This window comes from Arcobacter sp. F2176, from assembly GCF_004116465.1.
GTDB lineage: Bacteria > Campylobacterota > Campylobacteria > Campylobacterales > Arcobacteraceae > Arcobacter > Arcobacter siniprincipis.
On record NZ_PDJV01000001.1, the window covers coordinates 132942 to 159833 of the forward strand.

General features: G+C 26.3%; 22 protein-coding genes. 9 read left to right on the top strand and 13 right to left on the bottom strand.

Going from position 1 to position 26892, the window contains the following annotated elements; all coding sequences use genetic code 11:
• Positions 1–34: 34 nt before the first annotated feature.
• The 3 genes from trpB to dnaJ form a co-directional block, all read right to left on the bottom strand.
• The gene (gene trpB, locus CRU95_RS00520) at positions 35–1249 is read right to left on the bottom strand and encodes a tryptophan synthase subunit beta (RefSeq protein ID WP_129099198.1); all 1215 of its coding nucleotides are present in this window, start codon (positions 1247–1249) and stop codon (positions 35–37) included.
• Between the two features lie 64 nt (positions 1250–1313).
• Entirely contained in the window at positions 1314–3947 is a 2634-nt protein-coding gene (locus tag CRU95_RS00525; protein ID WP_129099199.1) for a transporter substrate-binding domain-containing protein, read from the bottom strand.
• 105 nt (positions 3948–4052) lie between these two features.
• Positions 4053–5177 carry a molecular chaperone DnaJ gene (gene dnaJ, locus CRU95_RS00530; protein ID WP_129099200.1) on the bottom strand — a complete coding sequence of 375 codons (1125 nt, stop codon included), beginning with the start codon at positions 5175–5177 and terminating at the stop codon, positions 4053–4055.
• A gap of 76 nt (positions 5178–5253) precedes the next feature.
• Between dnaJ and recR the strand changes: the two genes are divergently transcribed.
• Genes recR through CRU95_RS00560 form a run of 6 tightly spaced genes read left to right on the top strand, consistent with a single transcriptional unit; the run spans position 5254 to position 9414 of the window.
• Positions 5254–5826 carry a recombination mediator RecR gene (gene recR, locus CRU95_RS00535; protein WP_129099201.1) on the top strand — a complete coding sequence of 191 codons (573 nt, stop codon included), beginning with the start codon at positions 5254–5256 and terminating at the stop codon, positions 5824–5826.
• 1 nt (position 5827) lies between these two features.
• Positions 5828–6004 carry a uracil-DNA glycosylase gene (locus tag CRU95_RS00540; protein ID WP_129099202.1) on the top strand — a complete coding sequence of 59 codons (177 nt, stop codon included), beginning with the start codon at positions 5828–5830 and terminating at the stop codon, positions 6002–6004.
• 9 nt (positions 6005–6013) lie between these two features.
• Positions 6014–7447, top strand: a complete 1434-nt coding sequence (locus CRU95_RS00545) for a sensor histidine kinase (RefSeq protein WP_129099203.1) — start codon at positions 6014–6016, stop codon at positions 7445–7447.
• Between the two features lie 9 nt (positions 7448–7456).
• A complete protein-coding gene (locus CRU95_RS00550; protein WP_129099204.1) occupies positions 7457–8377 on the top strand; it encodes a dUTP diphosphatase in 921 nt (306 codons plus the stop codon).
• Between the two features lie 31 nt (positions 8378–8408).
• A complete protein-coding gene (locus CRU95_RS00555; RefSeq protein WP_129099205.1) occupies positions 8409–9098 on the top strand; it encodes an AzlC family ABC transporter permease in 690 nt (229 codons plus the stop codon).
• A complete protein-coding gene (locus tag CRU95_RS00560; RefSeq protein WP_129099206.1) occupies positions 9088–9414 on the top strand; it encodes a branched-chain amino acid transporter permease in 327 nt (108 codons plus the stop codon). Before CRU95_RS00555 ends, CRU95_RS00560 begins: the two co-directional genes overlap by 11 nt.
• On the opposite strand, the gene CRU95_RS00565 is transcribed toward CRU95_RS00560, so the two are convergent.
• From CRU95_RS00565 to CRU95_RS00580, 4 genes are all read right to left on the bottom strand, one after another.
• Positions 9411–10643: a DUF711 family protein gene (locus CRU95_RS00565; protein ID WP_129099207.1), complete on the bottom strand. Its 1233-nt coding sequence runs from the start codon at positions 10641–10643 to the stop codon at positions 9411–9413. The two genes, CRU95_RS00560 and CRU95_RS00565, sit on opposite strands and share 4 nt — an antisense overlap.
• The gene (locus CRU95_RS00570) at positions 10643–11209 is read right to left on the bottom strand and encodes a GNAT family N-acetyltransferase (protein WP_129099208.1); all 567 of its coding nucleotides are present in this window, start codon (positions 11207–11209) and stop codon (positions 10643–10645) included. Before CRU95_RS00570 ends, CRU95_RS00565 begins: the two co-directional genes overlap by 1 nt.
• Positions 11210–11274: 65 nt before the next feature.
• Positions 11275–11877, bottom strand: coding sequence for a Crp/Fnr family transcriptional regulator (locus tag CRU95_RS00575; protein WP_258238576.1), 603 nt, complete (start codon positions 11875–11877; stop codon positions 11275–11277).
• Positions 11861–13132 carry a response regulator gene (locus CRU95_RS00580; RefSeq protein WP_129099210.1) on the bottom strand — a complete coding sequence of 424 codons (1272 nt, stop codon included), beginning with the start codon at positions 13130–13132 and terminating at the stop codon, positions 11861–11863. The genes CRU95_RS00575 and CRU95_RS00580 overlap by 17 nt, the downstream gene beginning before the upstream one ends.
• A gap of 234 nt (positions 13133–13366) precedes the next feature.
• Here CRU95_RS00580 and CRU95_RS00585 point away from each other — a divergent pair, with 234 nt between their 5' ends.
• The 3 genes from CRU95_RS00585 to CRU95_RS00595 are packed head-to-tail and all read left to right on the top strand — an operon-like array spanning position 13367 to position 18741.
• Positions 13367–15211 carry a HAMP domain-containing sensor histidine kinase gene (locus CRU95_RS00585; protein WP_164969689.1) on the top strand — a complete coding sequence of 615 codons (1845 nt, stop codon included), beginning with the start codon at positions 13367–13369 and terminating at the stop codon, positions 15209–15211.
• A 1-nt stretch (position 15212) separates the two neighbouring features.
• Positions 15213–17615, top strand: a complete 2403-nt coding sequence (locus CRU95_RS00590; protein WP_129099212.1) for a sensor histidine kinase — start codon at positions 15213–15215, stop codon at positions 17613–17615.
• 16 nt (positions 17616–17631) lie between these two features.
• Positions 17632–18741, top strand: coding sequence for a hybrid sensor histidine kinase/response regulator (locus tag CRU95_RS00595; protein ID WP_129099213.1), 1110 nt, complete (start codon positions 17632–17634; stop codon positions 18739–18741).
• A gap of 19 nt (positions 18742–18760) precedes the next feature.
• On the opposite strand, the gene CRU95_RS00600 is transcribed toward CRU95_RS00595, so the two are convergent.
• From CRU95_RS00600 to CRU95_RS00625, 6 genes are all read right to left on the bottom strand, one after another.
• Positions 18761–19261: a gamma carbonic anhydrase family protein gene (locus tag CRU95_RS00600; RefSeq protein WP_129099214.1), complete on the bottom strand. Its 501-nt coding sequence runs from the start codon at positions 19259–19261 to the stop codon at positions 18761–18763.
• Positions 19262–19324: 63 nt separating this feature from the next.
• Positions 19325–21913, bottom strand: coding sequence for a M14 family zinc carboxypeptidase (locus CRU95_RS00605; RefSeq protein ID WP_129099215.1), 2589 nt, complete (start codon positions 21911–21913; stop codon positions 19325–19327).
• Between the two features lie 4 nt (positions 21914–21917).
• Entirely contained in the window at positions 21918–23417 is a 1500-nt protein-coding gene (locus tag CRU95_RS00610) for a helix-hairpin-helix domain-containing protein (RefSeq protein ID WP_129099216.1), read from the bottom strand.
• A complete protein-coding gene (locus CRU95_RS00615) occupies positions 23414–24328 on the bottom strand; it encodes a RimK family alpha-L-glutamate ligase (protein ID WP_129099217.1) in 915 nt (304 codons plus the stop codon). The genes CRU95_RS00610 and CRU95_RS00615 overlap by 4 nt, the downstream gene beginning before the upstream one ends.
• An 8-nt stretch (positions 24329–24336) precedes the next feature.
• Entirely contained in the window at positions 24337–25431 is a 1095-nt protein-coding gene (locus tag CRU95_RS00620; RefSeq protein ID WP_129099218.1) for a M20 family metallopeptidase, read from the bottom strand.
• A 191-nt stretch (positions 25432–25622) separates the two neighbouring features.
• Positions 25623–26864, bottom strand: a complete 1242-nt coding sequence (locus CRU95_RS00625; RefSeq protein ID WP_129099219.1) for an argininosuccinate synthase — start codon at positions 26862–26864, stop codon at positions 25623–25625.
• Positions 26865–26892 lie beyond the last annotated feature (28 nt).

The following is a 26892-nucleotide window of genomic DNA, read 5'->3' on the forward strand; positions in this document are numbered from 1 at the left end:
ATTTTTTTGTATGCTTTATATGTTAGTTAATAAATTATTGAAAATCACAAAGAGGGTAGTTCTCAATAACAAAATCGATATCTTTGTCTCCTCTACCGCTTAAATTAACTAATATTGTTTCGTCTTTACTTAAACTTGGTGCTAATTTCATAGCATATGCAACTGCATGAGCAGATTCTAATGCTGGAATTATTCCCTCTAGTTGAGATAATTTATAGAAGGCATTTACAGCTTCTTTATCATCGCATAATCCAACTTTTGTTCTTCCGCTATCCATTAAAAATGCATGTTCTGGTCCAACAGATGGATAGTCTATTCCACTTCCTATAGAGTAAACTGGTGCTGGTTCCCCATTCTCATCTTTTAACATAATAGAATTAAATCCATGCATAATTCCTTCACTTCCATATGTTAAACTAGCTGCATGTTCACCTAAATTTTCACCTCTACCTAAAGGTTCAACTCCATATAAATTAACACCTTCATCATCAATAAAACCTGAGAATATTCCCATAGCATTTGAACCACCACCAACACAGGCAATTACATAATTAGGAAGTTTATTCTCATGCCCCCAGAACTGTTCTCTAGCTTCAATTCCAATTATACTTTGAAAATCTCTAACCATCATAGGAAAAGGATGCGGACCTACAACTGAACCAATGCAATAAATAGAGTTTTCTGTATCTGCTAAGTATGCCTCAAAAGCTGAATCGACTGCTTCTTTTAGAGTTTTTAAACCGTGACTTACTGGTACTACTTTTGCACCCAGTATTTTCATTCTAAGTACATTTGGGTGCTCTTTTTTTATATCAACTTCACCCATATGAATCTCACACTCTAATCCAAAATATGCAGCTGCAGTTGCAAGTGCAACACCATGCTGTCCAGCTCCTGTTTCTGCTATAACTTTTTTCTTACCTAAATGCTTAGCTAATATTACTTCAGCCATACAGTGATTTAGTTTATGGGCTCCCGTATGGTTTAAATCTTCTCTTTTTAAATATATCTTCGCACCACCACAAAATTGCGTTAAATTTTTGGCATATGAAATAGGAGTGGGTCTTCCTTGATAATGTCTTCTTACATATTTTAACTCATTTATAAATTCTTCTGAGTTTTTAATTTCATTATATGCTTTAGTAATTTCTTCAAATGGTTTTATTAGTTGTTCTGGAATATAAGAACCACCAAATCTACCGAAATACCCTTTTTTATCAGGATATGAACTTAAATATGAATCTTTCATTTTTACCTCATTTTTTTAATTACTATGCGTATTATAAGGAAATAGGAGTTAAATAAAGATTATATTATTTAAGTGGTAATTCAATAGTTACTTTAGTAAAAGTAGTCTTGTAGTTTTGGATGTCTATATTACCTTTTAAGTTTTGCGTTATGATTTTATGAGTCATATATAAGCCAAGACCTGTTCCTTGTGATTTATGTTTTGTAGTAAAGTATGGTTCAAAGACTTTATCTATAATTTTATTATCAATTCCTCCTGCATTATCTATTATTTCAATAATTGCATAATCAGTATTTTTAAGATAAGTATTAATTTCAATATTTTTATCTTCTATATTTTTTTCAACCAAAGCATCTTTTGCATTATTTAAGATATAAATTAAAGCTTGATTTAACTCATTCTCATTTGAAATAATTGTTAATTTATTTGTTGAATTATTTGTTATCTTTATTCTATTTTCAAGAAAGCTATCATTTAAAATACTTAGAACTTGGTTTATGCATTTAGATAAATCAAATTCTTTAATAGTTTTTTCTCCATTTAAATAATTTTGAAAATCATTAATGATTTTAGATAAATATTGTGTCTTATCCTCTATCTCATCTATTGTTTTAAAAAATAATTCTTCATCTAATTGATTATACTCTTTTTGAATCTTTAACCCTGTAACTGCAGTAGAAATGAAACTAAGTGGTTGCCTCCATTGGTGGGCAATATTACTTAACATTTCACTTAAACTTGCAATTTTAGATTGTTGTAGTAAAAGTCTTTCTCTTTGTCTTATTTCTGTCATATCAATAGTTGATAATATAATTGTATTATTGTTTTCAAAAAGTATATTTTTTGATTTAAGCATAATTGGGAAAGTAACATTTTTAGAATTTATGGCATTTAGTTCAATTGAATTTTCTCTTGAGTCCTTTATTATAAGATCTATATCTTTATCTAAAATAAAAAGTTTTTCTATAGGAAAATAAAATAATTCTTCTTTAGGATATTGAAACATTTTTATAGCTTGATTATTTACAAAAATAATTTTTCTATCTTTTAAAATAAAAATTCCATCTACTGTAAAATCAAGTAAACTTTTAAAACTTTCTAATGAAAGTTCAAGTTCTGATTTAGCCAAATTTAACTCTTTTTGATATTTAGTTAATTGTCTATTTTTGTAAATAATTATAAAAAATATGATTATTATAGGAATTAAGATTTTAAACATAAGTTCATAATCAAAAGGTTTAACAAATTTTAAGTCTAACCATTTATTATATATATTCTCTTTTTCTTCTAGTTTTTGACTATCTAATGCTTTATTTATAATATCTTTTAAAATTACATAATCATCTCTTATCATTACTTGTAAGTTATAGTCAATATTAGTGTTACCCGAAATTTTAAGATTGTGCAAACTATTTTTTTTAATATTATAAGCAAGCACAGGCATACTATCTACTACTGCAAACACTTTATTAGATGAAACAAGTTCTAATCCTTGTGTTATATTATCAACAAAGACAAAATTTAGATAAGGATAATTTTCGTGAAGTAATTTGTAAGCAGTATAATTTCTTCCAACTGCTATTTTTTTGTCTTTTAAAGATTCCACATTTGGTATATAATTTTGATCTTTGGTTGTAACAATTCCAATAGGAATTTTAAAATAAACTTTTGAGAAAATTGCATATTTTTCTCTATCTTTTGTTTTTGAAGTTGTAACAATAACATCTTGAGTTTTATTTTTAATCTCATTTAAAGATTTATAAAATTTATCTTCAGTTTTATATTCAACTTTTAAATTTGTTTTTTTTACTATGTTATACCAAAAATCAAATCCTAGTCCATAAGCTTTTCCATTGTCAATAAAACTAATTGGTGCCCAATTGGTTGTAAAAGATACTCTTATTGTATGATTTTTAATAAATTCTTTCTCTTTTTTAGTTAAATATATTGCATCTTTATTTGATTCCCATTTTTCATTAAGATATTCAATTTCATCAGGAGTAATACTTTTAATTGCCTTATTTAATGTCTCAACTAAATCTGGACGGTTTTTTCTTACACCTAAAAATATATTTTCATTAAAGTCTTTTATTTTAGGTATTAGTGAAACTTTTAATGTATTTAAAAATGCATTATTAATATAGTGTTTTGCTGTAAGATTGTATTGAATTGTTCCATCAATTTTTTGATTTTTTATATCTGCAAATATATCATCCAATGAGTTATAAAATCTAATTTTTATTTCCGGATAATTTTTTAAAATTAAATTTGTATTAGCCCAGCCTCTAATCATTCCAATAGTTTTATTATTTAATGATTTTATGTCTTTTAGTTCTAATCTATTAATACTAGTAACTATGGCTAGTTTCTGTTTCAAAAACACATTTGTAAATAGTAAAAAGTCTTCTCTACTTTTTTTATATAAAACGCCAGTTAATACATCTGCTTTTTGTGATTTTAATTTTTCTATATTATTAGACCATTCATCAGGTAAAAATATAGGTTTAAAATTTCCTTTTTCGCCTAATAATTTAATATAATCGAGAATATAACCTTTGGCTACTTGGTTGTCATAAAAGCTGTAGGGAATCCAATTTAAATCAGAAGTAAAATATATATTTTCTTTTTTAATGTCTTTATTTATTGTATTTGCAAAAATATTAATTAAAAATAATAAAATAAATAATAAATATTTCATAATAAATCTTTTTATTAAAATTTAATAATTGTAACATAAAATATAAAATATAACTGAATAATATTTATTTAATTGTAAATATTAAAGTAAGGAGAGTTCCTTACTTTACTTAAACCACTTTTTTACTTTATCGAACATACTTTCAAAATTTCTTTCATGTGGTTTACTCTCAATTCCAAAACTTTCTTGAAGTTTTTCTAATAACTCTTTTTGTTCTTCATTTATGCTTTTAGGATATTTAATTTTTACTTGAACAATTAAATCACCTTTACCATATCCTTGAACAGATTTGATACCTTCACCTTTGAACTTAAATTGTTCTTTATCTTTTGTTCCCATTGGAATATCAAGAGATAATTTTCCTCTTAACCCAGGAATAGTAATATTATCACCAAGAGCTACTTGTGTGAAGAATAATGGAACTTCAATATAAATATCATCATCATGTCTTATAAAATGAGGATCTTCTTTTACATTTATTTGTAAATATAAATCACCTCTTGTACCATCTGGGGCAATATTTCCTTTATTTGATACTCTAATTCTATTCCCATCATTTACACCTTCAGGAATATCAACATTAAACTTCTCTTCATGAGTTTCATATCCTGTTCCAGAACATTTTTTACATTTCTTAGCTATTGATTCTCCACTTCCGTTACAAGTAGGACATGTTTGTGCAAAGGTCATAAAACCTTGTCTTGTATGAACTTGTCCTTGACCTGCACAAGTTTTACAAGTAGATAATTTACCATCTTCTGCTCCAGTTCCTTTACAAGGTTTACATGCAGTTTTGTATTTATATACAACTTCTTTTTTAGCACCAAAAGCTGCTTCATTAAATTCAACTTTTAATTCAACCCCAATATCTAAATTATAACTATATGTTTTTCTTTGTTGTCTTCTTTGACCACCGCCAAAACCTGATTGTCCAAACATCTCTTCAAAAATAGAACTTAAGTCGTCAAAACCACCACTAAAACCACCTCTACTTTGTCCTCGTCCTTCTAATCCAGCTTTTCCATATCTATCATATAAAGCTTTTTTTTCTTCATCACTTAAAACTTGATAAGCTTCATTAATTGCTTTAAATTTTTCTTCAGCCTCTTTATCATCTGGATTTTTATCAGGATGATATTTCATTGCCATTTGTCTATAAGCTTTTTTTATCGTACTTTTATCAGCGCTTTTTGTCACTTCTAATAATTCATAATAATCTATGTCTAACAAAGTATTTCTCCTCAAATTATTTTAAAAACTGCGCGATTTTATCTAATTAATCATAAATCTTTGATATAATCGCCAAATGAAACTTGGATTAAATAAATTTTACGACTTAGTAGAAGCATTTGAAAACTTACCTACAATAGGTAAAAAATCAGCACAAAGACTAGCTTATCATATTATTATGAATGATAATTATTGTGGGATTAAAATTGCACATAGCATAGAAAATGCATTAAAATCAATAAGAAAATGTTCAAAGTGTGGTTGCATGAGTGAACATGAAATTTGCGAAATTTGTTTAGATGATGAGAGAGAGTCTAGTTTTATTTGTGTTGTTCAATCTGCAAAAGATATTTTTACAATTGAAGAATCAAAACAATTTAATGGAAAATATTTTGTTATATCACATTTAGATGAAATAGTTCTTGACCAATTAATCTCATATGTAAAAACAAATAAAGTAAAAGATATTCTTTTTGCTATATCTCCTTCATTATCCAATGATGCTTTTATTTTATTTATTGAAGATAAATTAAAAGAATTTAATATAAATTTTACAAAAATAGCGCAAGGTGTCCCAACAGGGGTTAGTTTAGAAAATGTTGATATCTTATCATTAGCAAAAGCAATACAAAGTAAAGTGTTAATTTAAAATGGAAGAACGAATTATTTGTCAAAAGTGTGTTTACTATTATGTTACTTGGCAGGGTGGTAGAGCACATGGATGTAAAGCATATGGCTTTAAATCACAAACACTGCCAAGCATAGTTGTAAAAAATTCTAGTAGATTAGACTGTAAGTTTTATCAAAAAAAACCAAATACTAAATAGGAAGTTTTATTGTCATTTAAGGAGCATATATTATATTTAGAAATTAACAAAATCAAAATTTTTAGATACATACTTGCTAATGAAGAAATCCTAAATATTCTTGATAAATATGAAATTAGTATTGATGATTTTATAAAAAAACTTTTAAGTAAGATTTTTGAGAATATAGTTTCATATTTAAATGAACAAACAAATGAATTATCTTTTTTATCTAAGATGAAATTTGATAAAAGTGAGTACTTTTATATTCTACGAAATCTAAAAAATTCTATACATTTGCATATGAAAAATAAGAAACTTGATGATTATCTTTTTAGAAAAACTACAGATGAAATCTTTGATTCTTTCTACTTATATTTACTAAATAAAAATGATGATAAAATAAAAGTAGAAGATAAAGAAAAAATAACTTATTTATTAACTCTTTTAGATGAGCATCTACCATTAGTTGATATATCACTTGATGGAAAAGTTATAGAATCAAGTAAAAGTTTTGATGAACTTTTTTTATACAAAGAAGAAAGCTCAAATCTTAATATTTTAGATTTAATTATTTATAAAAAAAATGCTATAAATTTTTTAAATAATATTTTAAAACATAACAACTTTGTTAGTGAAGTAGAAGTCCAAAAATGTGATAAAACAGTTTTTTGGGTAAATATAAGTTCTATTAGAAAAGAAGATACCCTCACACTAATTTTTAAAGATATAACTTATAAAAAAAACCTAGAAAAACATAAAAAAGCCTTTTTAGAACAATCAAAAACGGCAGCTATGGGTGAATTGATATCAATGATAGCTCATCAATGGAGACAACCATTACAGACTGTTTCAATATTAGCACAAAAATTAATCATAACTAAAACGACAGAAGGACATATTAATAATGAGATATTAGAAAAATCGGTTAAAGAAATAGATACTCAAGTAAACTATATGTCTAGAACAATTGATGATTTTAGAAATTTTTTTAAACCAGAAAGTATTAGTGTTAACGCTAAACCTAGTACTATTATAGAAAAAGCTGTAAAATTTTTGCATTATGTATTAACTATTAATAATATTGATTTTGAGTTAGATATAAAAAAAGATTATGAAATCAGTATAATTGAAAATAATTTAATTCAAGTCTTAATTAATATTATTAAAAATTCTATTGATGTACTTTTAGAAAGAAATATCCAATCAAAGAAAATAATTATTAGATGTGATTTTAACGAAAATTATGTAATAATTGAAATCGAAGATAATGCAGGCGGAATACCTAAAGAAAATTTAAAAAAAGTTTTTGATTCATATTTTACAACTAAAAATGATGAAAAAGGTACCGGTCTTGGATTGTATATGAATAAAATTATTATTGAAGACCATAGTTTAGGGAAACTAAGTGTAAAAAATGGTTCAGATGGTGCATTATTTAAAATTGAATTACCAAGGGAATAGGAGTTAATATTGTTATATGAGGATTTAAAAATTGCTACAAAATCTTTAGGATTTTATACTATTGAAGATTTTGCAAAATATATAGGTGTTACAACATCAGAAATTTTAAAATGGGAAGAGAAAGATGAAATACCATATACTATCTCTTTTATTATTCATTTATTAAAAGGTGAAGAAAAATTACCAGAAAGTACTAGTTTAGATACTTTAGTAGAAGAGTGTTTGCCTCTTGCAACACTATTAGAAGAAGCATCTAGTTTTCCACATAAATTAGAAGAGATGTTTTTATTACAAAAAGAATTAAATGACTCAACAAATGGTAAAAATTGGGAATTAGGAACTAATAAATATGGTAAAGAGATTAATTGGTTAAGATGTATTCACATGGAAGTTTCAGAACTAATTGAATCAACTCCTTGGAAACACTGGAAAAATATCAATGCAGCACCTGATATGAATAATATTCATGTAGAGTTAGTCGATATTTGGCACTTTTTAATGTCTTATATTTTACAAGAAACAAATATTCCAAAAGCCGTTTCATTGGTAAATACACATTGTATTTATGAAGCAAATAGTGAAGTAGATGTAAAACTTATGGTAAAAGAATCTGAAAAGCTTTCTTATATTTCACTAGCTATTCAAACTGGGAATATGCCATCTTTTTCAGGGATTGAGAGATTTATCGATCAATATTTTAGATGTTGTAAGATTTCTGGATTATCATTTACTTGGTTGCAAAAACTTTATATTGGAAAAAACTGTTTAAATAAATTTAGACAAGACAATGGTTATAAAGAAGGAACATATATCAAAGAATGGAATGGAAAAGAAGATAATGTAATTATGGTATCAATATTAGAAGAGTATGAAAATATTGATTTTAACCTTTTATATACAAAACTAACAGAAGCTTATTCAAAACTGTAAAGAGATTTTCTCTTTACTGTGAATCTACATAATGATAAAATCAAAAGAATTTAAAACAGCCCTTAAAGTATCAATTCCCGTTATGATGGGTTATTGTGTACTTGGTTTTGCTTTTGGTTTATTAATTACTAGTTTAGATTATCCTTGGTATTTGGCACTTTTGATGTCAATATTTATTTATGCAGGTGCCTTACAGTTTTTGGCTATTGGTTTTTTTAGTTCAAAACTTGGCTTGATTGATATTTTTATTACCTCTATTTTTGTAAATATAAGACAATCTTTTTATGGCTTATCAATGCTTAAAAAGTTTAAAAAATCTGGAAAGCTCAAACCCTATTTAATTTTTGGACTTACCGATGAAACTTACGCTTTACTTACTAGTATAAAAGATGATGAGCAATTAAAGAAAAAATATTATTACTTATATTTATGCGGTCTTAATCAATTTTATTGGGTGATAGGGACACTTTTGGGAGCTGTTTTTGGAACAAATATATCTTTTGATACAAAAGGTTTAGATTTTTCCTTAACAGCACTATTTGTTATATTAGCTATCGAACAATATAAAACAAATAAAAATATTACACCTTTTGTAATTGGAGCTGTTACTTCTATTTTGGCAATTATTCTTGTACCAATAAATAATATGCTTATATTTGCTATTGTTTGTTCTTTATTAGGAATGTTTATTCTTAGAAAAAGGCTAAATAATGACAAATAATGAAATATATTTAGCAATAGCAGTAATGGCAATAGCAAACTATATTACAAGGGTATTCCCTTTTTTATTTTTTGTAAAGCATGAACCACCAGCTTGGGTTGTATTTATTGAGAAAAACTTTCCTCCAATAATTATGACTATTTTGATATTTTATACACTTACAAGTGTAGATTTTAAATCAGCTCCCTATGGATTAAAAGAACTTTTAGCTATAGGATTTACAGTATTTTTACACCTAAAATTTAATAACTATTTAGTATCAATTATATTAGGAACTCTTTTTTATATGGGTCTTGTGCAGTTTCTTACCTTTTAAGGTACCAATAAAACTGCACTATTGCACAAATCATCACTTTCAAAGTTTGTAATATCTCCAGCTTTTAATCCTGGAACGGGGAATAATCTTACAGTTAATGGCTTATTTAATCTAAATGCCATAGTTCCAGTATCTCTACAAATATCAGCAATCTTTTCAACGCTAATATCTCCCTCAATAGGAACAGTATCAAGTCCTATTCCACAAACTGATGAATATGTAAGAAGTGAGCGTATCTCAAACTCATTATTCTTTGTGGCAAGTGCTAAACCTTCATCTTCAACAACTGCTAGCATTAGTCCAGAAAAGCCAATAAGCTCACAGCCTTTTTGACCTTTAAAGACTTTTGTTAAAAGTGCAGATGCTTCAATAGTACCAGAAGCTCCAAAGTATGGAACACCCAAAAGTTTATATACATCTACCATAGATGAACAGTTTTTAGAAGGAGCAGCAGAGGTATCAATTCCTGCAAACTTTCTTTTAAAGTCATGTTTAAAATTATTAAGAATTTTTAAAACATCATTTATATGATATTGTAAAGAATTACTCATGATTTCATATGATTTTTGCCAGTTTTTATTATGGTCTTTTTCTTCAGGCAGACTTTTTAAAGCAGCTACTAGTAAATCAGGTGTTTCAAGTCCTAAAGCAAAACAATCTTCATCGCTACTATTATGATAAGAAGCTGGAAAGTAGGGAATTAATGGTTTACAATTATAATTTATAGTAAAGTTAAAATTACCTTCACCATTTGGTGTTATTTTGGCTATTTCTTTGACTACTTTTGCACATTCCAAGGTCTTAACTGCATCTGGAATTCCCAAATCATCAACTCCAATATTAACACAAACATTACATAAGTCTCCAAATTTTTGGACTAGTATTGGCAACATTTGTATTTCATTTGAAGTTTTTGCTTCACCGATGGCAAATCGTATTCTAATATCAGGCATAGAATCACTTTTTAGCAAATCAGATAAAAATTGCATATCTTTTATAGCACTTTGCAAAGTTGATGTATCAAGATACTCTCCAAAAGCATTTGTTACTATTCTTATACTTTGAACTGTATATTCATTTTGGTTAAATTCTTTTGATAATTTTCCCCCAAATAATGAAGCCTCTTTTATTTTCTTTTCCCAAGTTGATTTATCTTTTGTAAGAGTTAAAAAAGAAGTTATAGTTCTTATTTTACATAAATCTTTGTTTTTTAAATTGTTGTTTATCATTATTTTCCTAAAACTCTTTTTGATGTATCAAAAACCATTTCATAGTATCTGTTATTATTAAATTCAAACTCTTGAATAACATCAAGTCCTAGTTTTCTTTTGTGAGCAGCATATGATCTTTCATTGATTACATTTACAAAAGTTACCAAAATAGGATATCTTTTAGACATAGACTCTAAAGCAAAATCAAAAAGCTTTTCTAAAAGACCACTTCCTCTAACACTTTTATCAATACACACAGGTCCATATTGGTAAGAATTATCTACAGTTAAAGTTTGTCCTAAATAGTTTAATTTTGGTAAGTCTTTTATCATATGTACAAACATCGGCCATTTTGACCAAAATTGCCAAGAAGCTGACATAACATATCCTAAAACTGTGTCTGCTTCAACTGCTATAAATATTCCTTGTTCTTCTTCAATAATTGCAGTAAGTTCTTCTTTTGAAAATCCTGTGGTTACAAATCCATCTTTTTTATCTTCTTGGGCTATAGTTGCTAATTGGTATTTTGCATGTAGTTTTAATATATTATCTATATCTTTAAGTTCTGCGATTTTTAATTGCATTTTTTTCTCCGTAAAATTAATAGTGAAAGTATACAACCAAAAAAAAATATTTTCATTAACCTATGTTAATTTTTCATCTCTTTTCTAATTCTTGATAAAGCAACATCCGTAATGCCTAAATAAGAAGCAATATGATAGTTTGCAACTGCATTTTCAATCATAGAATAATCATTCAAAAACTTTTCATAACGCTCTCTTGCACTTAAAAGTAGAAAATCAGCCTCACGTCTCTCTTTTTTGATTACAAGATTTTCGTATATTCTTAAAAGTAAATCATTCCATTGTTTATATTGCATACCTAGTTCTAAAAGTTTTTTATAGGGTATGTGTAAAGTTATAAAGTCACTAAGAACTTCCACACTAAAAGGAGAGGGAATTCCTTGTGATACTGAAGAAATACTACTTAATAGATGTCCTTGTTTTTCTGCAAAAGATTTATTGAACTCTTTACCATCATCAGTAAGGTAATAATATCTAGCTAGTCCATTAATAAGAAAATAAAAATCATCAATATGGTCATCTACATAAAAAAGATGTTGACCTTTTTTTAATGTTTTTGTTTTAAAATATTTTTTTGCTATTTCCCAATTTTCATCTGAAAGGGGAGATATATTATTTAATATTGGATATAAAATATCAAACTGTTTATCTTTATTCATTATTTTCATTCTTAAATGTTTTAAGTTCCTCTTGTAAATTAGTCACTAAATCTAATAAAGATGCTATTCTTTTTTCATGATCTACTCTTTTTTTATCAAGAGCTTTTATTTGTTCTTCTTTGTATTGAATAATAGCTTTTAAATCTTCAAGTTCTTTTGTAATAGTTTTGTTATGATTTTTTATTATTAATAGTTGTTTTGTCATTATGTCAAATTGTTTCTTTTTATCTTGTTTCATCATTAAATCCATTTTATTATATTCAATGTTTTGGGTTTCATAAATCTCCAGTTGTGATAAAAGATTTCGTATCTTATTTTCATAAGTAATAATTTTGTCTTTATAAAGTTTTGTATTATCATTACAACTAGTTGCTTTTGATAATATATCTTCTTTTTCTTTTTTATGGTTTGCAATCTCTTTTTTATATAAGGTCAATTGTTCTAAAAATTTTTTATTTTGTGCTCTTCTTTGGTTTTCTTCTTCTGTCACTAAAAACCGTATGCTAATAAATTGAGTAATTTCTTTACCTGCATCATCATAAATTGGAATTATTTTTGTATTTACAAAATATGTTTCATTGTCTTTAGATAGATGTTTTAGCGTTCCTTCCCATATTTTACCTTTTCTTGCTGTTTCCCATATCTCTTCGTATAAACTTGCTTGAACATCTGGATGTTTTAGAATACTATGATTTTTACCTAATATTTCATCTTCTAGATATCCTGATATATCAATAAAAGCATCATTTACAAAGGTGATATTTCCATCAAAATCAGTTTTTACAACTATTGCTTCTTTATTTAAAACAGATAAGTAAGCTTCCATTTCTTTCTTTTGTAATTCAAAATTCTTTTTATAATATATTTCTTTACAAATTTTTTCTACACTTTTATCAATTATTGAAAAATCTAATGGTTTTAATAAGTAGGAACTTACATTTAAGTTTATTGCTTTAATCATCTGTTCAGATTCACTTCTTGCTGTTGTAAAAATAAAAGGAATATCTTTATTTAATTCTCTTATTTTTTCAAGAAGTTCTATGCCATCGATTTTAGGCATATTAATATCGCTAATAATTAAATCAAAAGGTTCTTTATCATTTGTAGCTTTAATAAAGGCATCATAGGCTTCAAAACCATTGCTACATAAGATTGATGTATCAAATTTTTTATTTAAATATTTTCCAAAAATCATTCTTGCTTGGTCTTCATCTTCAACATATAAAACCTTTAATTTTTTGATAAAGTCTTTAATGTTTTCCATATAGATATCCTTTTGTAATATAAAAGTTATTAATTTTATTATTCTTAAACTAAAAACTTGCTAATTTAAAATAATAATAATAAAATATAATGTCTTGTATTATAATGTATTTTACTATTAAATTTAAAATGTGAGTCAATAATGTTAGAGTTCATAAAAAATTTTAAAAAAAGCATTGGGTATATTCTTATTAAAAAGGTATATCTTACATATTTTATTATCATGATAATTTTCATGTTTTATCAAATATTCTCAGAATATGATAATAATAAAAAAGAGGCTTATAAACAATTTTATAAAGTAGAAAAAGTTTACAAAGATTTATTCTCAAAATATCATATTGATAAAGATAATTTTGCATTTGATGAAATAACAAAAACTATTTTTAAAACTAGTAATATTTCTGGACTTGTAGCAATTGATAGTTCAAAAAACTTTAAGTTCTTTAAAGGAGCTATTGGTACATCATTTACAAAAGATGTAAATGAAAAAAATAAAGATGTAAGCTTTTATGAAGATAATTATTTTTTTAAACATAGAATAAAAATTGATGTTTATGATAAAAAAGATTTAGAATTAATTCTATTTATCAAAAAAACTGATATTTATAACCTTGTTTGGGATACAGTATTTCTTATTTTATTAAATATGATTTTTGGAATGATTATTCTTTGGGTACTTTTTTCTATTTTTACTGCAAAATATTTAATAAAACCTTTAAATACAATTATTGATGCTACAAATAAATTTGATATTGAAGAACATGAATTTATTGAAATAAACTTAGATGATTTACAAAATAATGAGTTTTATAAGCTTTCAAATGTATTTAATAAAATGTCAAAAAGAATCAATGAAGCTTATATCAATATGGAACAGTTATCCATGATAAAAGAGATTCAAAAAAATAAGCTAGAAGATCAAAAAGCAGAATTAATCCAAGCAAATAAATCAAAAGATGATTTTTTGGCAAATATGAGCCATGAACTAAAAACACCATTAAACTCAATAAATGTAATTAGTGATGTAATGATGAGAAATAAAACAGAGAATTTAGATGAGAAACAAATCAAAAATATAGGAATAATAAATAAATGTGGGAAAGATTTATTATACTTAATAAATGATGTATTAGATATTTCAAAACTAGAAGCAGGGCAAATAATACTTAATAATGATGCGATAAATATAAAAGATTTGATAATGAGTATTTATGATATGTTTTATCCACAGACAAAAGCAAAAGAGATTGACTTTGTATTAAAAGTAGATGATAGTTTAGAGACAATGTATAGCGATGAAGATAGGATAAAACAGATAATAAAGAATTTATTGAGTAATGCATTGAAGTTTACTGAAAGTGGTAAAATAAGTTTAATAGTAAAAGATGAAGATAAAGATATAAAAGTAATAGTAAAAGATGAAGGAATAGGAATACCAGAAGATAAATTAGAAAATATTTTTGATAGATTTAAACAAGTAGATGGAAGTACTACAAGGAAGTATGGAGGGACAGGATTAGGACTTGCTATATGTAAAGAACTGGCACATTTATTAAAAGGTGATATTACTGTTACTAGTGAACTTGGTAAAGGTTCTACTTTTGAGCTTATTATTTGCAAAAATATTGATTTAATGAATACTTTAAACTTACTGGATATAAAAGATGAATCAACTCAAAGTACTAATTCAACATCAGTACTTAAAGAAATTGATGGAGAAAATATATTTATTAACTTTGATGATAGTGAAGATATAAAAAAAGAGTTAATTTTGGTTTATAATAATGAACCAATAAAATTCTTTAGTGTAATTATGGATTTAAATAAATTATATGAAGTGAAACAAAGTGCCAATTTGTCAGAAATAAAGGAACTTTATAATAAAAAAACATCAAAAGTTATAGTTGATATTAGTAGTTTAAATTCTTATGAAGTAGATAATATTGTACAGACTTTTGCAGAGAATTTAATTTTAATATATAAAAATGAAATTGATTTAGAATTAAGTAAAAAAGTATACAAAGTTATTCAAGAACCTTTGAATTATGAAAAAATCATTAATATAAAAAAGAGTTAAGATGAGTAAGGAGATTAAACTTCAAAAGATATTGTCATCACATTTTTTAAAATTTTCTTTGATTCCTATAATTATAGTTGAAGTTACTTTATTAATATTGTATTTTTCTATCAATCAATATATTTCGATAAAAAATACTAATCTACTTTTAAATGAAGCCCAATTTCATAGTCATGAACTTTTAAAAAATGAAGCAAATTTTATAAATGATAAATTGTTAGAAGTTTCAAGATTAGCCCAAATATTGCAAAGAGAGCACGAAAAATTATTTCAAGATCCAAAAAAATTTATACTCCCAAATGGAGAACCTACTTTTGAAGTTGCTAGTAATGGAGTTTATTACAAAACAAACCATATTGGTGCTAGTTTATATTATTCATCTAAAACAAAAATGACTAAAAAAACAAAATATAAAGCACTATTTACAGAATCTATGGATACCTCTTTAGAAAGTATAGTTAATTTTAATCCTAATATTGTAGCAGCTTATTTTAATAGTTGGGATAATATGAATCGACTTTATCCTTTCATAAATAAAGTTTATGAACAATATGGTAATCATATACAAATGGAAGATTATAATTTTTATTATCTTGCAGATAATAAGCACAATCCTAGTCATAAACCTGTATGGACAACTCCTTATTTAGATCCAGCAGGTAATGGTTGGATGTTATCATGTATAGTTCCAATTTATAAAAATGATTTTTTAGAAGGAGTTACAGGATTAGATATAACAATTGATAGTTTTGTTAAGAACATATTAAATAGAAAGCTATCATATAATGCAAACTTGTTTTTGATGGATGAAAATGCAATGATAATAGCTATGTCAGAAAAAATAGAAAAACCTGAAGAATTTAATATACTTAAAAGTAAAAGTCCTTTTGCTGAACACTTTAAAAATCTTATTAAAAGTAATTTGAATAACTCTACATTAAATATTAAAGATAAAGAATACTTAACCTTAAAACAAGATATTAAAGAGACTAATTGGAAACTAATGATTTTAATAGATAAAGATGAAATATTTAGTTCTATTGTCTATTTACAAAATTTATCTAATAAAATCGGATATATAACTATCATCATATTAGTGTTCTTATATATTATTTTCTTCTATTTTCTAATTAATAAAATAAATAAATTTTCATACACAATAACTAAGCCTATAAAAAAATTGTCAAATCAAACTTCTCAAATAAAAACAACAAGTGCCAAAGTCAATTTAATTAGTACTAATATATTGGAGATACAACAACTAAACAATAACTTTGAAAGAATGATGAATGAGTTAAAGGAAAGAACAAATAAATTATATGAATCAAAAATACTTGCAGAAGAGTTAGCCAAATCAAAAGATGATTTTTTGGCAAATATGAGCCATGAACTAAAAACACCATTAAACTCAATAAATGTAATTAGTGATGTAATGATGAGAAATAAAACAGAGAATTTAGATGAGAAACAAATCAAAAATATAGGAATAATAAATAAATGTGGGAAAGATTTATTATACTTAATAAATGATGTATTAGATATTTCAAAACTAGAAGCAGGGCAAATAATACTTAATAATGATGCGATAAATATAAAAGATTTGATAATGAGTATTTATGATATGTTTTATCCACAGACAAAAGCAAAAGAGATTGACTTTGTATTAAAAGTAGATGATAGTTTAGAGACAATGTATAGCGATGAAGATAGGATAAAACAGATAATAAAGAATTTATTGAGTAATGCATTGAAGTTTACTGAAAGTGGTAAAATAAGTTTAATAGTAAAAGATGAAGATAAAGATATAAAAGTAATAGTAAAAGATGAAGGAATAGGAATACCAGAAGATAAATTAGAAAATATTTTTGATAGATTTAAACAAGTAGATGGAAGTACTACAAGGAAGTATGGAGGGACAGGATTAGGACTTGCTATATGTAAAGAACTGGCACATTTATTAAAAGGTGATATTACTGTTACTAGTGAACTTGGTAAAGGTTCTACTTTTGAGCTTATTATTTGCAAAAATATTGATTTAATCCAAGGTTTAGAAGTTTTAAGTTTAAGTACAGAAACTTCTAATTCAATAAAAGACACTTCTCCCAATGAAGAAATTTATATTCTAAATAGTAATCCAATTTTATTTTTTAAAATTATAAGTCAAATATCTTCAAAATATAATATAATTTATATTAAAGATTTAAAAGAGATTAATTTAAGTAAGGATACAAAAATAATTTTGGAAGCATCTTCTTTAAAAGAAGAAGATATTATATATATAAAAGAGTATAAAATAAATAACTTAATTCTAATTACAGAAGGAAAGATAAATAAAGAGTTGGATGATTTAGTAATTTTGTCTATAGATAAATCGCTTGAAAATATTGATTACTCTTTAATTTAAATAAAAGGAAAACATGATGGAAAAGTTTAGTATTCTTATATTAGATGATGTAGAAGAAAATATATATTCATTAAAACTTATGATAGAAGATAGCTTTGATACAGAAATTTATACTGCCTTAAATGCACAAGATGCAATTTCAATACTTATGAATAACAAAGTAGATCTTATACTAAGTGATATTCAAATGCCTGATGTAGATGGATTCCAATTTGTTGATTACATAAAAAGTTTAGAAATAACAAAAGATATTCCAGTTATTTTTATTACAGGAATTTATGATAAAGACTCATATCAAAAAAAAGGTTATGATTTAGGAGTTATTGAATATATTTCAAAACCAATTGATAATGATCTATTAACATCAAAGTTAAAAGTATTTATAAAGATATTTGAAGAAAAAAAGAGTTCAAAAGAAGAGTTAGACCAAGCAAATAAACTTCTCGTTCATAATGCAAAAATGGCTAGTATGGGAGAAATGATTGGTGTTATATCACATCAATTAAAACAACCTTTAAATATTATGTCATTATATTGTAACGATATAAAATATTCATATGATACAGATGATTTAGATAGGGAAACAATAGATAAATTTGATAAAGATACAAAGCAACAAATTAAACATATGACAAATACAATTGATAGTTTTCTAAACTTCTTTAACTCTGAAAAAAAACTCACAACAATACCTATAAAAAAAGCAATTGTTACTTTTATTGACTTAATGAAAGCTCAAATTAGAAAAAGTGGTATAGACTTAAAAGTTGACATTGAAGATGCTTATATAGTAGGTGTAGAGATGGAATTAGCACAAGTTTTTATAAATATTATTACTAATTCAATTCAAGCATATAATGAAAGAGAGATAGAAAATAGGCCTATTGAAATAAAAGTATACAAAGAAAATGACAAAGTTATTTTGACAATTGGCGACTTTGCAGGTGGAATTGATGAAAATAATATGGAAAAACTTTTTGATCCATATTTTACTACAAAAAGTGATGGAACAGGGATTGGTCTTTATATGGTTAAATTAGTAATAATAAATAGCTTTAAAGGTGAATTGAAAGTTGAGAATAGTGATAAAGGGCTTAAATTTATTATGACTTTCCCTTCAGCATAAGAGTAAGAATAAACTTACTCTATCTATAGTCATTTTTATACTCAACATAGTGAGCTGCATGTTTGATAAGCTTATCAACATCTTCTTCACTTAACTCTTTTACTACTTTTGCAGGACTACCCATAATTAAACTTCTTGGAGGAAAGACTTTTCCAGAAGTTACAAGAGAATTAGCTCCAACTATACTTCCTTCACCAATAACAGCATTATCTAAAATGGTTGCACTCATACCAATTAGACAATTATCTTCTATTTTACAACCATGAAGCATAACTTTATGACCAACTGTTACATTATCACCAATTATCGTTTTACTATCTGTATCTGTATGAATACAAGACAAATCTTGTATATTTGTATTTTTACCTATTTTTACTTCATTTACATCTGATCTTATAACACATTGAAACCAAACAGATGAATCTTCTCCAATTTCAATATTACCGATTAAATCAGCACTAGGAGCAATCCATGCACTTTGGGCAATTTTTGGATAAAACTCTTTAAATTTTAATATCATATTAATATCCTGTAGATAAATTTGAAATATTATATCTACACAAATTAAAAGCTAAATAAAAATTTATTTAGCTTTATATTCTAAAATAACTGGTTCTGAGTAATTTGGAACATCATCATAAGTAAATATTGCATAATACTTATCAATATCAGTTGCTCCAAAATCATCTAAAGTATACTCATCAACCCCAGCATAAAGTTTTTGTCCATCTTGTGCAGATAAAGGTTTTCTAAAAGGATTTTTAATAACTTTTGCTCCTACAAAATCTGAATCTTTTGGATTATTCCAAGAGACTTTTATTTTTCCATTTTCCATTGTTAATTGAGCATTTGTTACTTTTTCAACAGGAAATCTTCTTTTTGGTATATATTCAAGAATAAGTTTTGGACATAAAGTACTATTATTACTTGCTTCCCATGAAACAGTTTTATCTTTTAATACTCTAAAGGCAGATGTTGGTTTTAATACAAAAGAGATGTCTGATTTAGTTTTTAATTTTTCGTTTAAAGTGATTTCAGAAAAAGAATCAAACATAAAGTATTGGGTTTGATTATTTTTAAGTTCAGTTGCACTTACATCATAACCAATATTTTGAATAACTTCCCTAGATGTAATATTTCTATAACTTTTATTTATATCATCGTCTACAAACTCCAAATGGAACCTAATGTCATCTTTGATATAAATCTTTGTAGAGTTTAATTCAAAATAAGCTTTAGTAATCATTGTATCATTATAAGGAGGAAGAGATGAAAGATTAAATTGAAAGGTAGAATATATTTTATTTCCATTTTCATCAAAACCTGGAGCAATAACATCTTCTAATACTTCATTCTTACTTACTGTATAAATAGACTTTGGAAACAAAGCTATACTTGTAGGTTCAATAGTATAAGTTAATTCTAGTCTTGGTCTATATGTTAATCCAAAACCAAACTTTCCATATCCAATATCCCATTGCATCATCTGTTTATTTCGTCCAATTTTTAACTCTTTTGGACCTTCAACTCTTAAGATAATAGTATCATCTTTTATAGATTTTTTTAAATCATCACACTCTAAACCTGATAAATGCCAATTTCTCCAAATACCTTGTGTAAGTTGATGAGACTCAGTAGGGCGACCAATATATCTGATTATCTCCATATTATTTACATCTTCAAAATTTGTAATATCACCCATTGTATCTTGATTAACAAGTCCTACATTCCATTCACCATACTTTTCAATTGTAGTTGAAACTCTGTTTATAGGATATAGATTAAATGAAGCTAATTTTATAAGTGCATTTTGAGGAAGTGATTTTACATTTATAGAAATAATAGCATATGAAATACCTTTGTTTTCATCAATTCCTACAAATAAAGAATTGACACCAAAATGTTTAGGATTATTGTTTAAATTCTCTGCTACATAACCAGTACCTTTTGCATTAGCATAATAAGTTCTACTATACTCATCATATTCAACTAATGTTCTAATCTTAATTTGAGGATAAAAAGGTGACTTTTGATTTGTTTTTTTATTTACAACTCTAATGTTGTAATAATAATCTTTATTTGAAGCTAAATTTATATCGCTAAATTCTAAAGCTTGAGTTTTGGCAATTAAGTTAGAAGAGTTACAAAATTGTTTATCTTTTTGGCTTCTAAATATTTCAAAATATATATTTTTGTTTAATTTATAATTCCATTTTAATGTTACATGATTTGAACCAATTTCACTAGCTTCAAAACTATCTACTCTTTTCATTAAAGATGCTTTATCATAATTATCTACTTCTTTTAAAGCATATATTAGTGCCGGAATATGTTCTCTTATATTTTCATTCATATCTTCCATATAATCACTAATATTTCTAGTTCCTACTTCCACAACTGAAGAGAGTATTCCTTGTGAATAATAAAATTCTCTTCCACTTCCTGATATCAATTTTGCAGGTGGTTTACCTTGATGTATACCATATTCCCGCCCTGATATCTTTCTAATCTCTTCAGCCATATTTGCACATAAAGTATTCATATCAATTGTATCAATTGTATCTTCATGTCTAAAGTCATGTGCTGGAAAGAAAACATTACCTTGACTGTGGTAATCTAAGGCAATAGTAATATTAGGATGAGATAAAACAAATTCTCTTAAACTTTGAGTTTCAGGCTCAGAAAAAGGTTCAGGACCTCCATATACATTTGAAGAGGTATTTGTAGATTTTACAAATCCAATAGGGAAGTTTCTATTTAAGTCAACTCCATATGTTCCATCTAAATTCTGTCTTCTATTCTTTCTCCAAAAAGAAAAATGCTTTCTTGAATATTCATAACCATCAGGATTGGCACAAGGTACCATATAAATAGTACTTTCATTTAAATATGTCTGTAAAGTCGGATCGGTTTCCAAGTTTTTTAATATATAAGATGCAAACTCTATAGCTAACTCATGTCCAATCCACTCTCTAGCGTGAATTGTTCCTGTATAAAATAGGGCAGGTTTACTATTTGCAGTTTCAATATTTTTTGATATTGTTATTAAATTAATATTCCTTTTTTCCCAAGTTTGACCAATGGATTCTATTTTGAAATATTCTGGATATTTTGCTTCTAATTCTTTAAAAATTGTTGTTGAAGCCTCGTATGATCTGTATAATCTTTTCAAAAAATCATTCTCCTATTTTTAATCTAGACTTCAATTGACTAAATTTATTTTTCCCAATACCTTCTAGCTCTTTTAATTCATTGATATCTTTTAAACTTGTCACTTTTTTTCTATAATCAAGAATAATTTTTGCAAGTTTTGGCCCAATTCCATTTATTTTTTTTAGAATCTCTATAGTAGCAGTATTAATATCTATTCTCATATCATCGATACTTTCATCCCAAGATTTTAACATCTGAGAATCTATTGATTCTAATTCAAGTAAATCAGAACTATCAGTGATAATATTTTCTTCTAAATACTCTTTTATTTCTATAGCCAAATCCTCTTCCATCCCATACAAAGACATTAAATCAGTTAAAGTAGCTTCATTTAAATTTATTCTTTTCTTTTCATATTCATCTTCAGTTTTTTTACTATTTTTAGATTGATTAGCATTTTTATCAGGTGCAATTGAATCTGGAACATCCCCATTATTACTTATTTCAGTCAAAGACATATCAAAATTATCTTTTGTATCATTTAGATAATATTCTCCATCAAAGCTTGGTTTATATTTACTAAATCCAATGTTTCTCATAGTTCGTAATAAAGAGGAATCAATTTTTCCTAATTCTTCCCATGAAAATAATGGAACATGAGGTTTTTTAAATCTTCCTTTTGAAAAATCCCACATCAAATATTGACAAATCCAATCTCTTATATAAGGAAATGCTGCAAATGCTGTCGCACACTCTAAAATATATGCTTTTCCAGTTTTTGCACTAATTGCAATATCGCAAGCCCAGTATTCTGCTTTTGCAGCTTTACTTGCTTTTACAGCAAGTTCTAGAGCATTCATAGGGATATTTTCATAAGACATCGAACCTCCTTGTGAAGTATTTGTTATCCATTGATTTTTACCTGAATATCTCCAAAAGGCACAAATTGGCTTATGCCCAATAAGCATTACTCTTATATCTCCAGAATCCTTTAAATCAATAGCATTTTGAGTATAAATTGGGTTATATTTTTTTTCATCTAAAAGTTTTTTTGCATCTTTAAAACTATCTGCTTTATGGACAAAATAACCACCATAATTTGATGGACCATAACTTCTTTTTATGATTTGAGGATAAGTTGCTTTATTTTTTAAATATTCATAACCTTCATCTTTATCATAAAAGATTTTTGTTTTAGGAATAGAAATTTTATACTTTTTACAAAAGAGGGTAACATTCTCTTTTGATCTATTTGAAAATTGTGTTTCAATTGAAGGTACAAATCTCACATCGGGGAGTTCTTTTGATATTTGAACAAAAGTCTCATAAGCAGTTGCAGGAATATTACCTATTAATATTTTAATTTTTTTTCTTTTGATTTCTTTTATGAACCTTGCTTTATCATTTTTCCAATGATAAGTAACAGTTTCAATTTTATCAGGCCATCCTTTAAAATTTGATTTATCAAAAAACCTCATTACATAATCAAGATATAATAATCCTATTTTTGGCAATTTTTTCATTTTTTATCCCCTTTTTTAGTTTTTCTATCAATTAAATCTACAATCAAATCTATTTTTTTATCATTGAAATCTAACCCTAATTTTTCTTGTTCTGGTGTTGCAAAAGCAGGTATTCCATTTACTTCTAAAACAACAAATTCTTCTTTTTTTCTATCATAAATTATATCAACACCTGCAATATCAAGTCCTGTAACTTTAGCTGCTTTTAGTGCCAAATTGATTACATCATCATTTGGTTCTCTTAGAAATATACTTCCACCGCTTGTGACATTTGTTCTCCAATCATTCCCACCTGCTTTTCTACCATAACATCCTACAAATTGTCCATCAACAATATCAATTCTATAATCAGTATTATCATATTCAATAAACTTTTCAACATAAAAGTATCTTAAATCCATTTGATTTAAAAAAGGAATAAGCATATCTAATGTTTCTTCATTTTCTATTTTAGTAAGACCAACTCCACCCCAACCATCAGTTGGTTTATAAACCATTTTTGACCATTTTTTCATAATAGTATTTAAATGATGAGTATCATCCCTATGACAAAGTTTATAATCTGCAGTTTTTACACCATTTGTTCTTAACAAAAATGATGTATGAAACTTATCTTCTGTTAATTCAAAAGAATCATAATTATTAATCATAGGAATAACTCTATTTAAGGCTTTATACAAATACATTTGATATTGGGTTTGTTCTCCAGCATTATATGAAAAAAACAAGTCAAGTTTATCTAATTTCATTTTATCATAAACAATATGACCATTTTTTGCAATTGCATTTCGCAAATTTAAATTAGAAATTGTTTCTATATTTCTCTCTTTTAATTTTTCTATCATTTTTGTTTCTATAACATCTCCACCACCATTTTGATAAAGCCACATACCTATTTTTCTATCCATAATAATTCCTTTTAATCATTATTTTGAAAATGAGCTAAAATTTTAGTCATTAAATCAATTCTAGCTTGAAAACTACTTTTCAAGGCTCTTTCTTTTACTGTGTGATCACCATCTCCAAATGGACCAAATCCATCTAAGGTTGTAACTCCACAGGAGGCAACAATATTTGCATCACTTACACCACCTCTTTTTTCAGTTAATATTTTACTATTGGTAATTTTTTCTATTTGAGTAATTAAATCTAATTGATTAGGATTTTCTTGCATAACATCTCTTTGGATTGAACCTGCTACTGTAGATATAGTCCCATTTATATAAGATTTATCTACTATTTTGTCTATACCCTTTAAAACTCTTTGTTTTTCATCATTTGAGGTGTATCTTATTTCTAAAGTAATTTCACATTTAGGGGATATTGTATTTGCTCCAATTCCACCATTAATCTTTCCAACATTTACAGTAGTTTCTAAATCAAGGTTTGTCAATTTAACTAAATCTTGTAATTTAAAACTAGCTTCTAAATTTGCATCTATTCCTTTATCATAACTATTCCCTGCATGTGCAGCCTTTCCTTCAATTAATATTGTAAAAGTTCCTACTCCTTTTCTTTGAGTAACAACTTCCATATTTTCACCAGCTGCTTCAAAAACAAAACATATATCATAATTTTTTGCAATATATGAAGTTACAAATTTAGAATCATCACTTCCAGACTCTTCATCTGATACAAGTAAAAAATCTATATTATGAATTTCTTTATTTGTAATAAAAATATTTCTAAGAGCTTGTAAAGCAACAATATTCCCACCTTTCATATCACAAGCACCAGGCCCATAAATCCAATCTTCATCTTCTGTAACAGATTCAAAAGTATCAGGAGGGAATACGGTATCATTATGTCCTAAAAGTAGAATTTTTGTGCCATTTCTTTTCTTTGATAAAAAAAGTAAGTGATCACCTATTAATTCACGAGAGTAACTATTTTTTTGAAAGTTTAAATCTTCCAGCCATCTTGACATGTGTTTGCCAACTTTATCAACACCATCTTTATTTTTTGTATAAGAGTTTATACTCATTATAGTGATCAAATCGCTTAAATAGTTCATTTAATATCCTTAATATATAATTTTATTATAAGATAGTAGCATTTTAGTTACAAATGATCTAGAATTAAACTATTTAATAGAAAATCATAATCTTGAGTTATATAATAATTTTTATATAATTAATAATATAGATGATAGCACAGAATATATATTTGGGAAGGGGAGAGGTGGTTATTTTTTAACCACCTTAGTTAATTATTTTTTTTCTTTTGACCTGCGATGATAAATCTAAGAGCATTAAGTCTAATAAAACCTTCTGCATCTTTTTGATTATATACTTCGTCTTCTTCAAATGTAGAGTGAGCTTCTGAATATAAAGAGTTAACAGATTCTCTTCCTACAACCATAACATTACCTTTGTAAAGTTTTAATCTTACAGTACCTTCAACATTTACTTGAGTTGCATCAATTGCAGCTTGAAGCATTTCTCTCTCTGGAGAAAACCAATATCCTTGATAAATTAGTTTTGCATATTTAGGCATCATTTCATCTTTTAAATGAGCAGCTTCTCTATCTAAACATATAGATTCAATAGCTCTATGAGCTTTTAACATAATTGTTCCACCTGGAGTTTCATAACATCCTCTTGCTTTCATACCTACATATCTATTTTCTACAATATCAACTCTTCCAATTCCATGTTTATTACCATAATCATTTAATTTTTTAAGTAATGTTGCAGGAGATAATTCTTCCCCATTGATTGATATTGGATCACCATTTTTATACCCAATAGTAATGTATTCAGCTTCATCAGGAGCTTTTTCAGGAGAAGTTGTCCATAACCACATTGATTCTTCTGGTTCATTATTTGGATTTTCTAAATGTAAACCTTCATATGAAATATGTAAAAGATTTGCATCCATAGAATATGGGCTAATAGCTGGGTTTCCATCTTTATCAAGATGTTTTTTGTCTATTTCAATTCCATTTTTTTTAGCATAAGCTAATAATTTTTCTCTAGAATTTAAATCCCATTCTCTCCAAGGTGCAATAACAGTAATCTCAGAATCAAGTCCTAGATAACCTAATTCAAATCTTACTTGGTCATTTCCTTTTCCTGTTGCCCCATGAGAAACAGCATCTGCACCCATTTTATGTGCAATTTCAATTTGTTTTTTTGCAATTAAAGGTCTTGCAATTGAAGTACCTAATAAATATTCACCTTCATAAATTGCATTTGCTCTAAACATAGGAAATACATAATCTTTTACAAACTCTTCTTTGATATCTAGTATAAATATATTTTCAGGTTTAATTCCACAAGCTAAAGCTTTAATTCTAGCTGGTTCAACTTCTTCACCTTGACCTAAATCAGCTGTGAATGTAATAACTTCAGCATTATATTCATCTTGAAGCCATTTTAGTATTGTAGATGTATCAAGTCCACCACTATAGGCTAATACTACTTTTTTTACTTCTTTTTTACTCATTTTTATATCCTATATCATAGTAATTTTA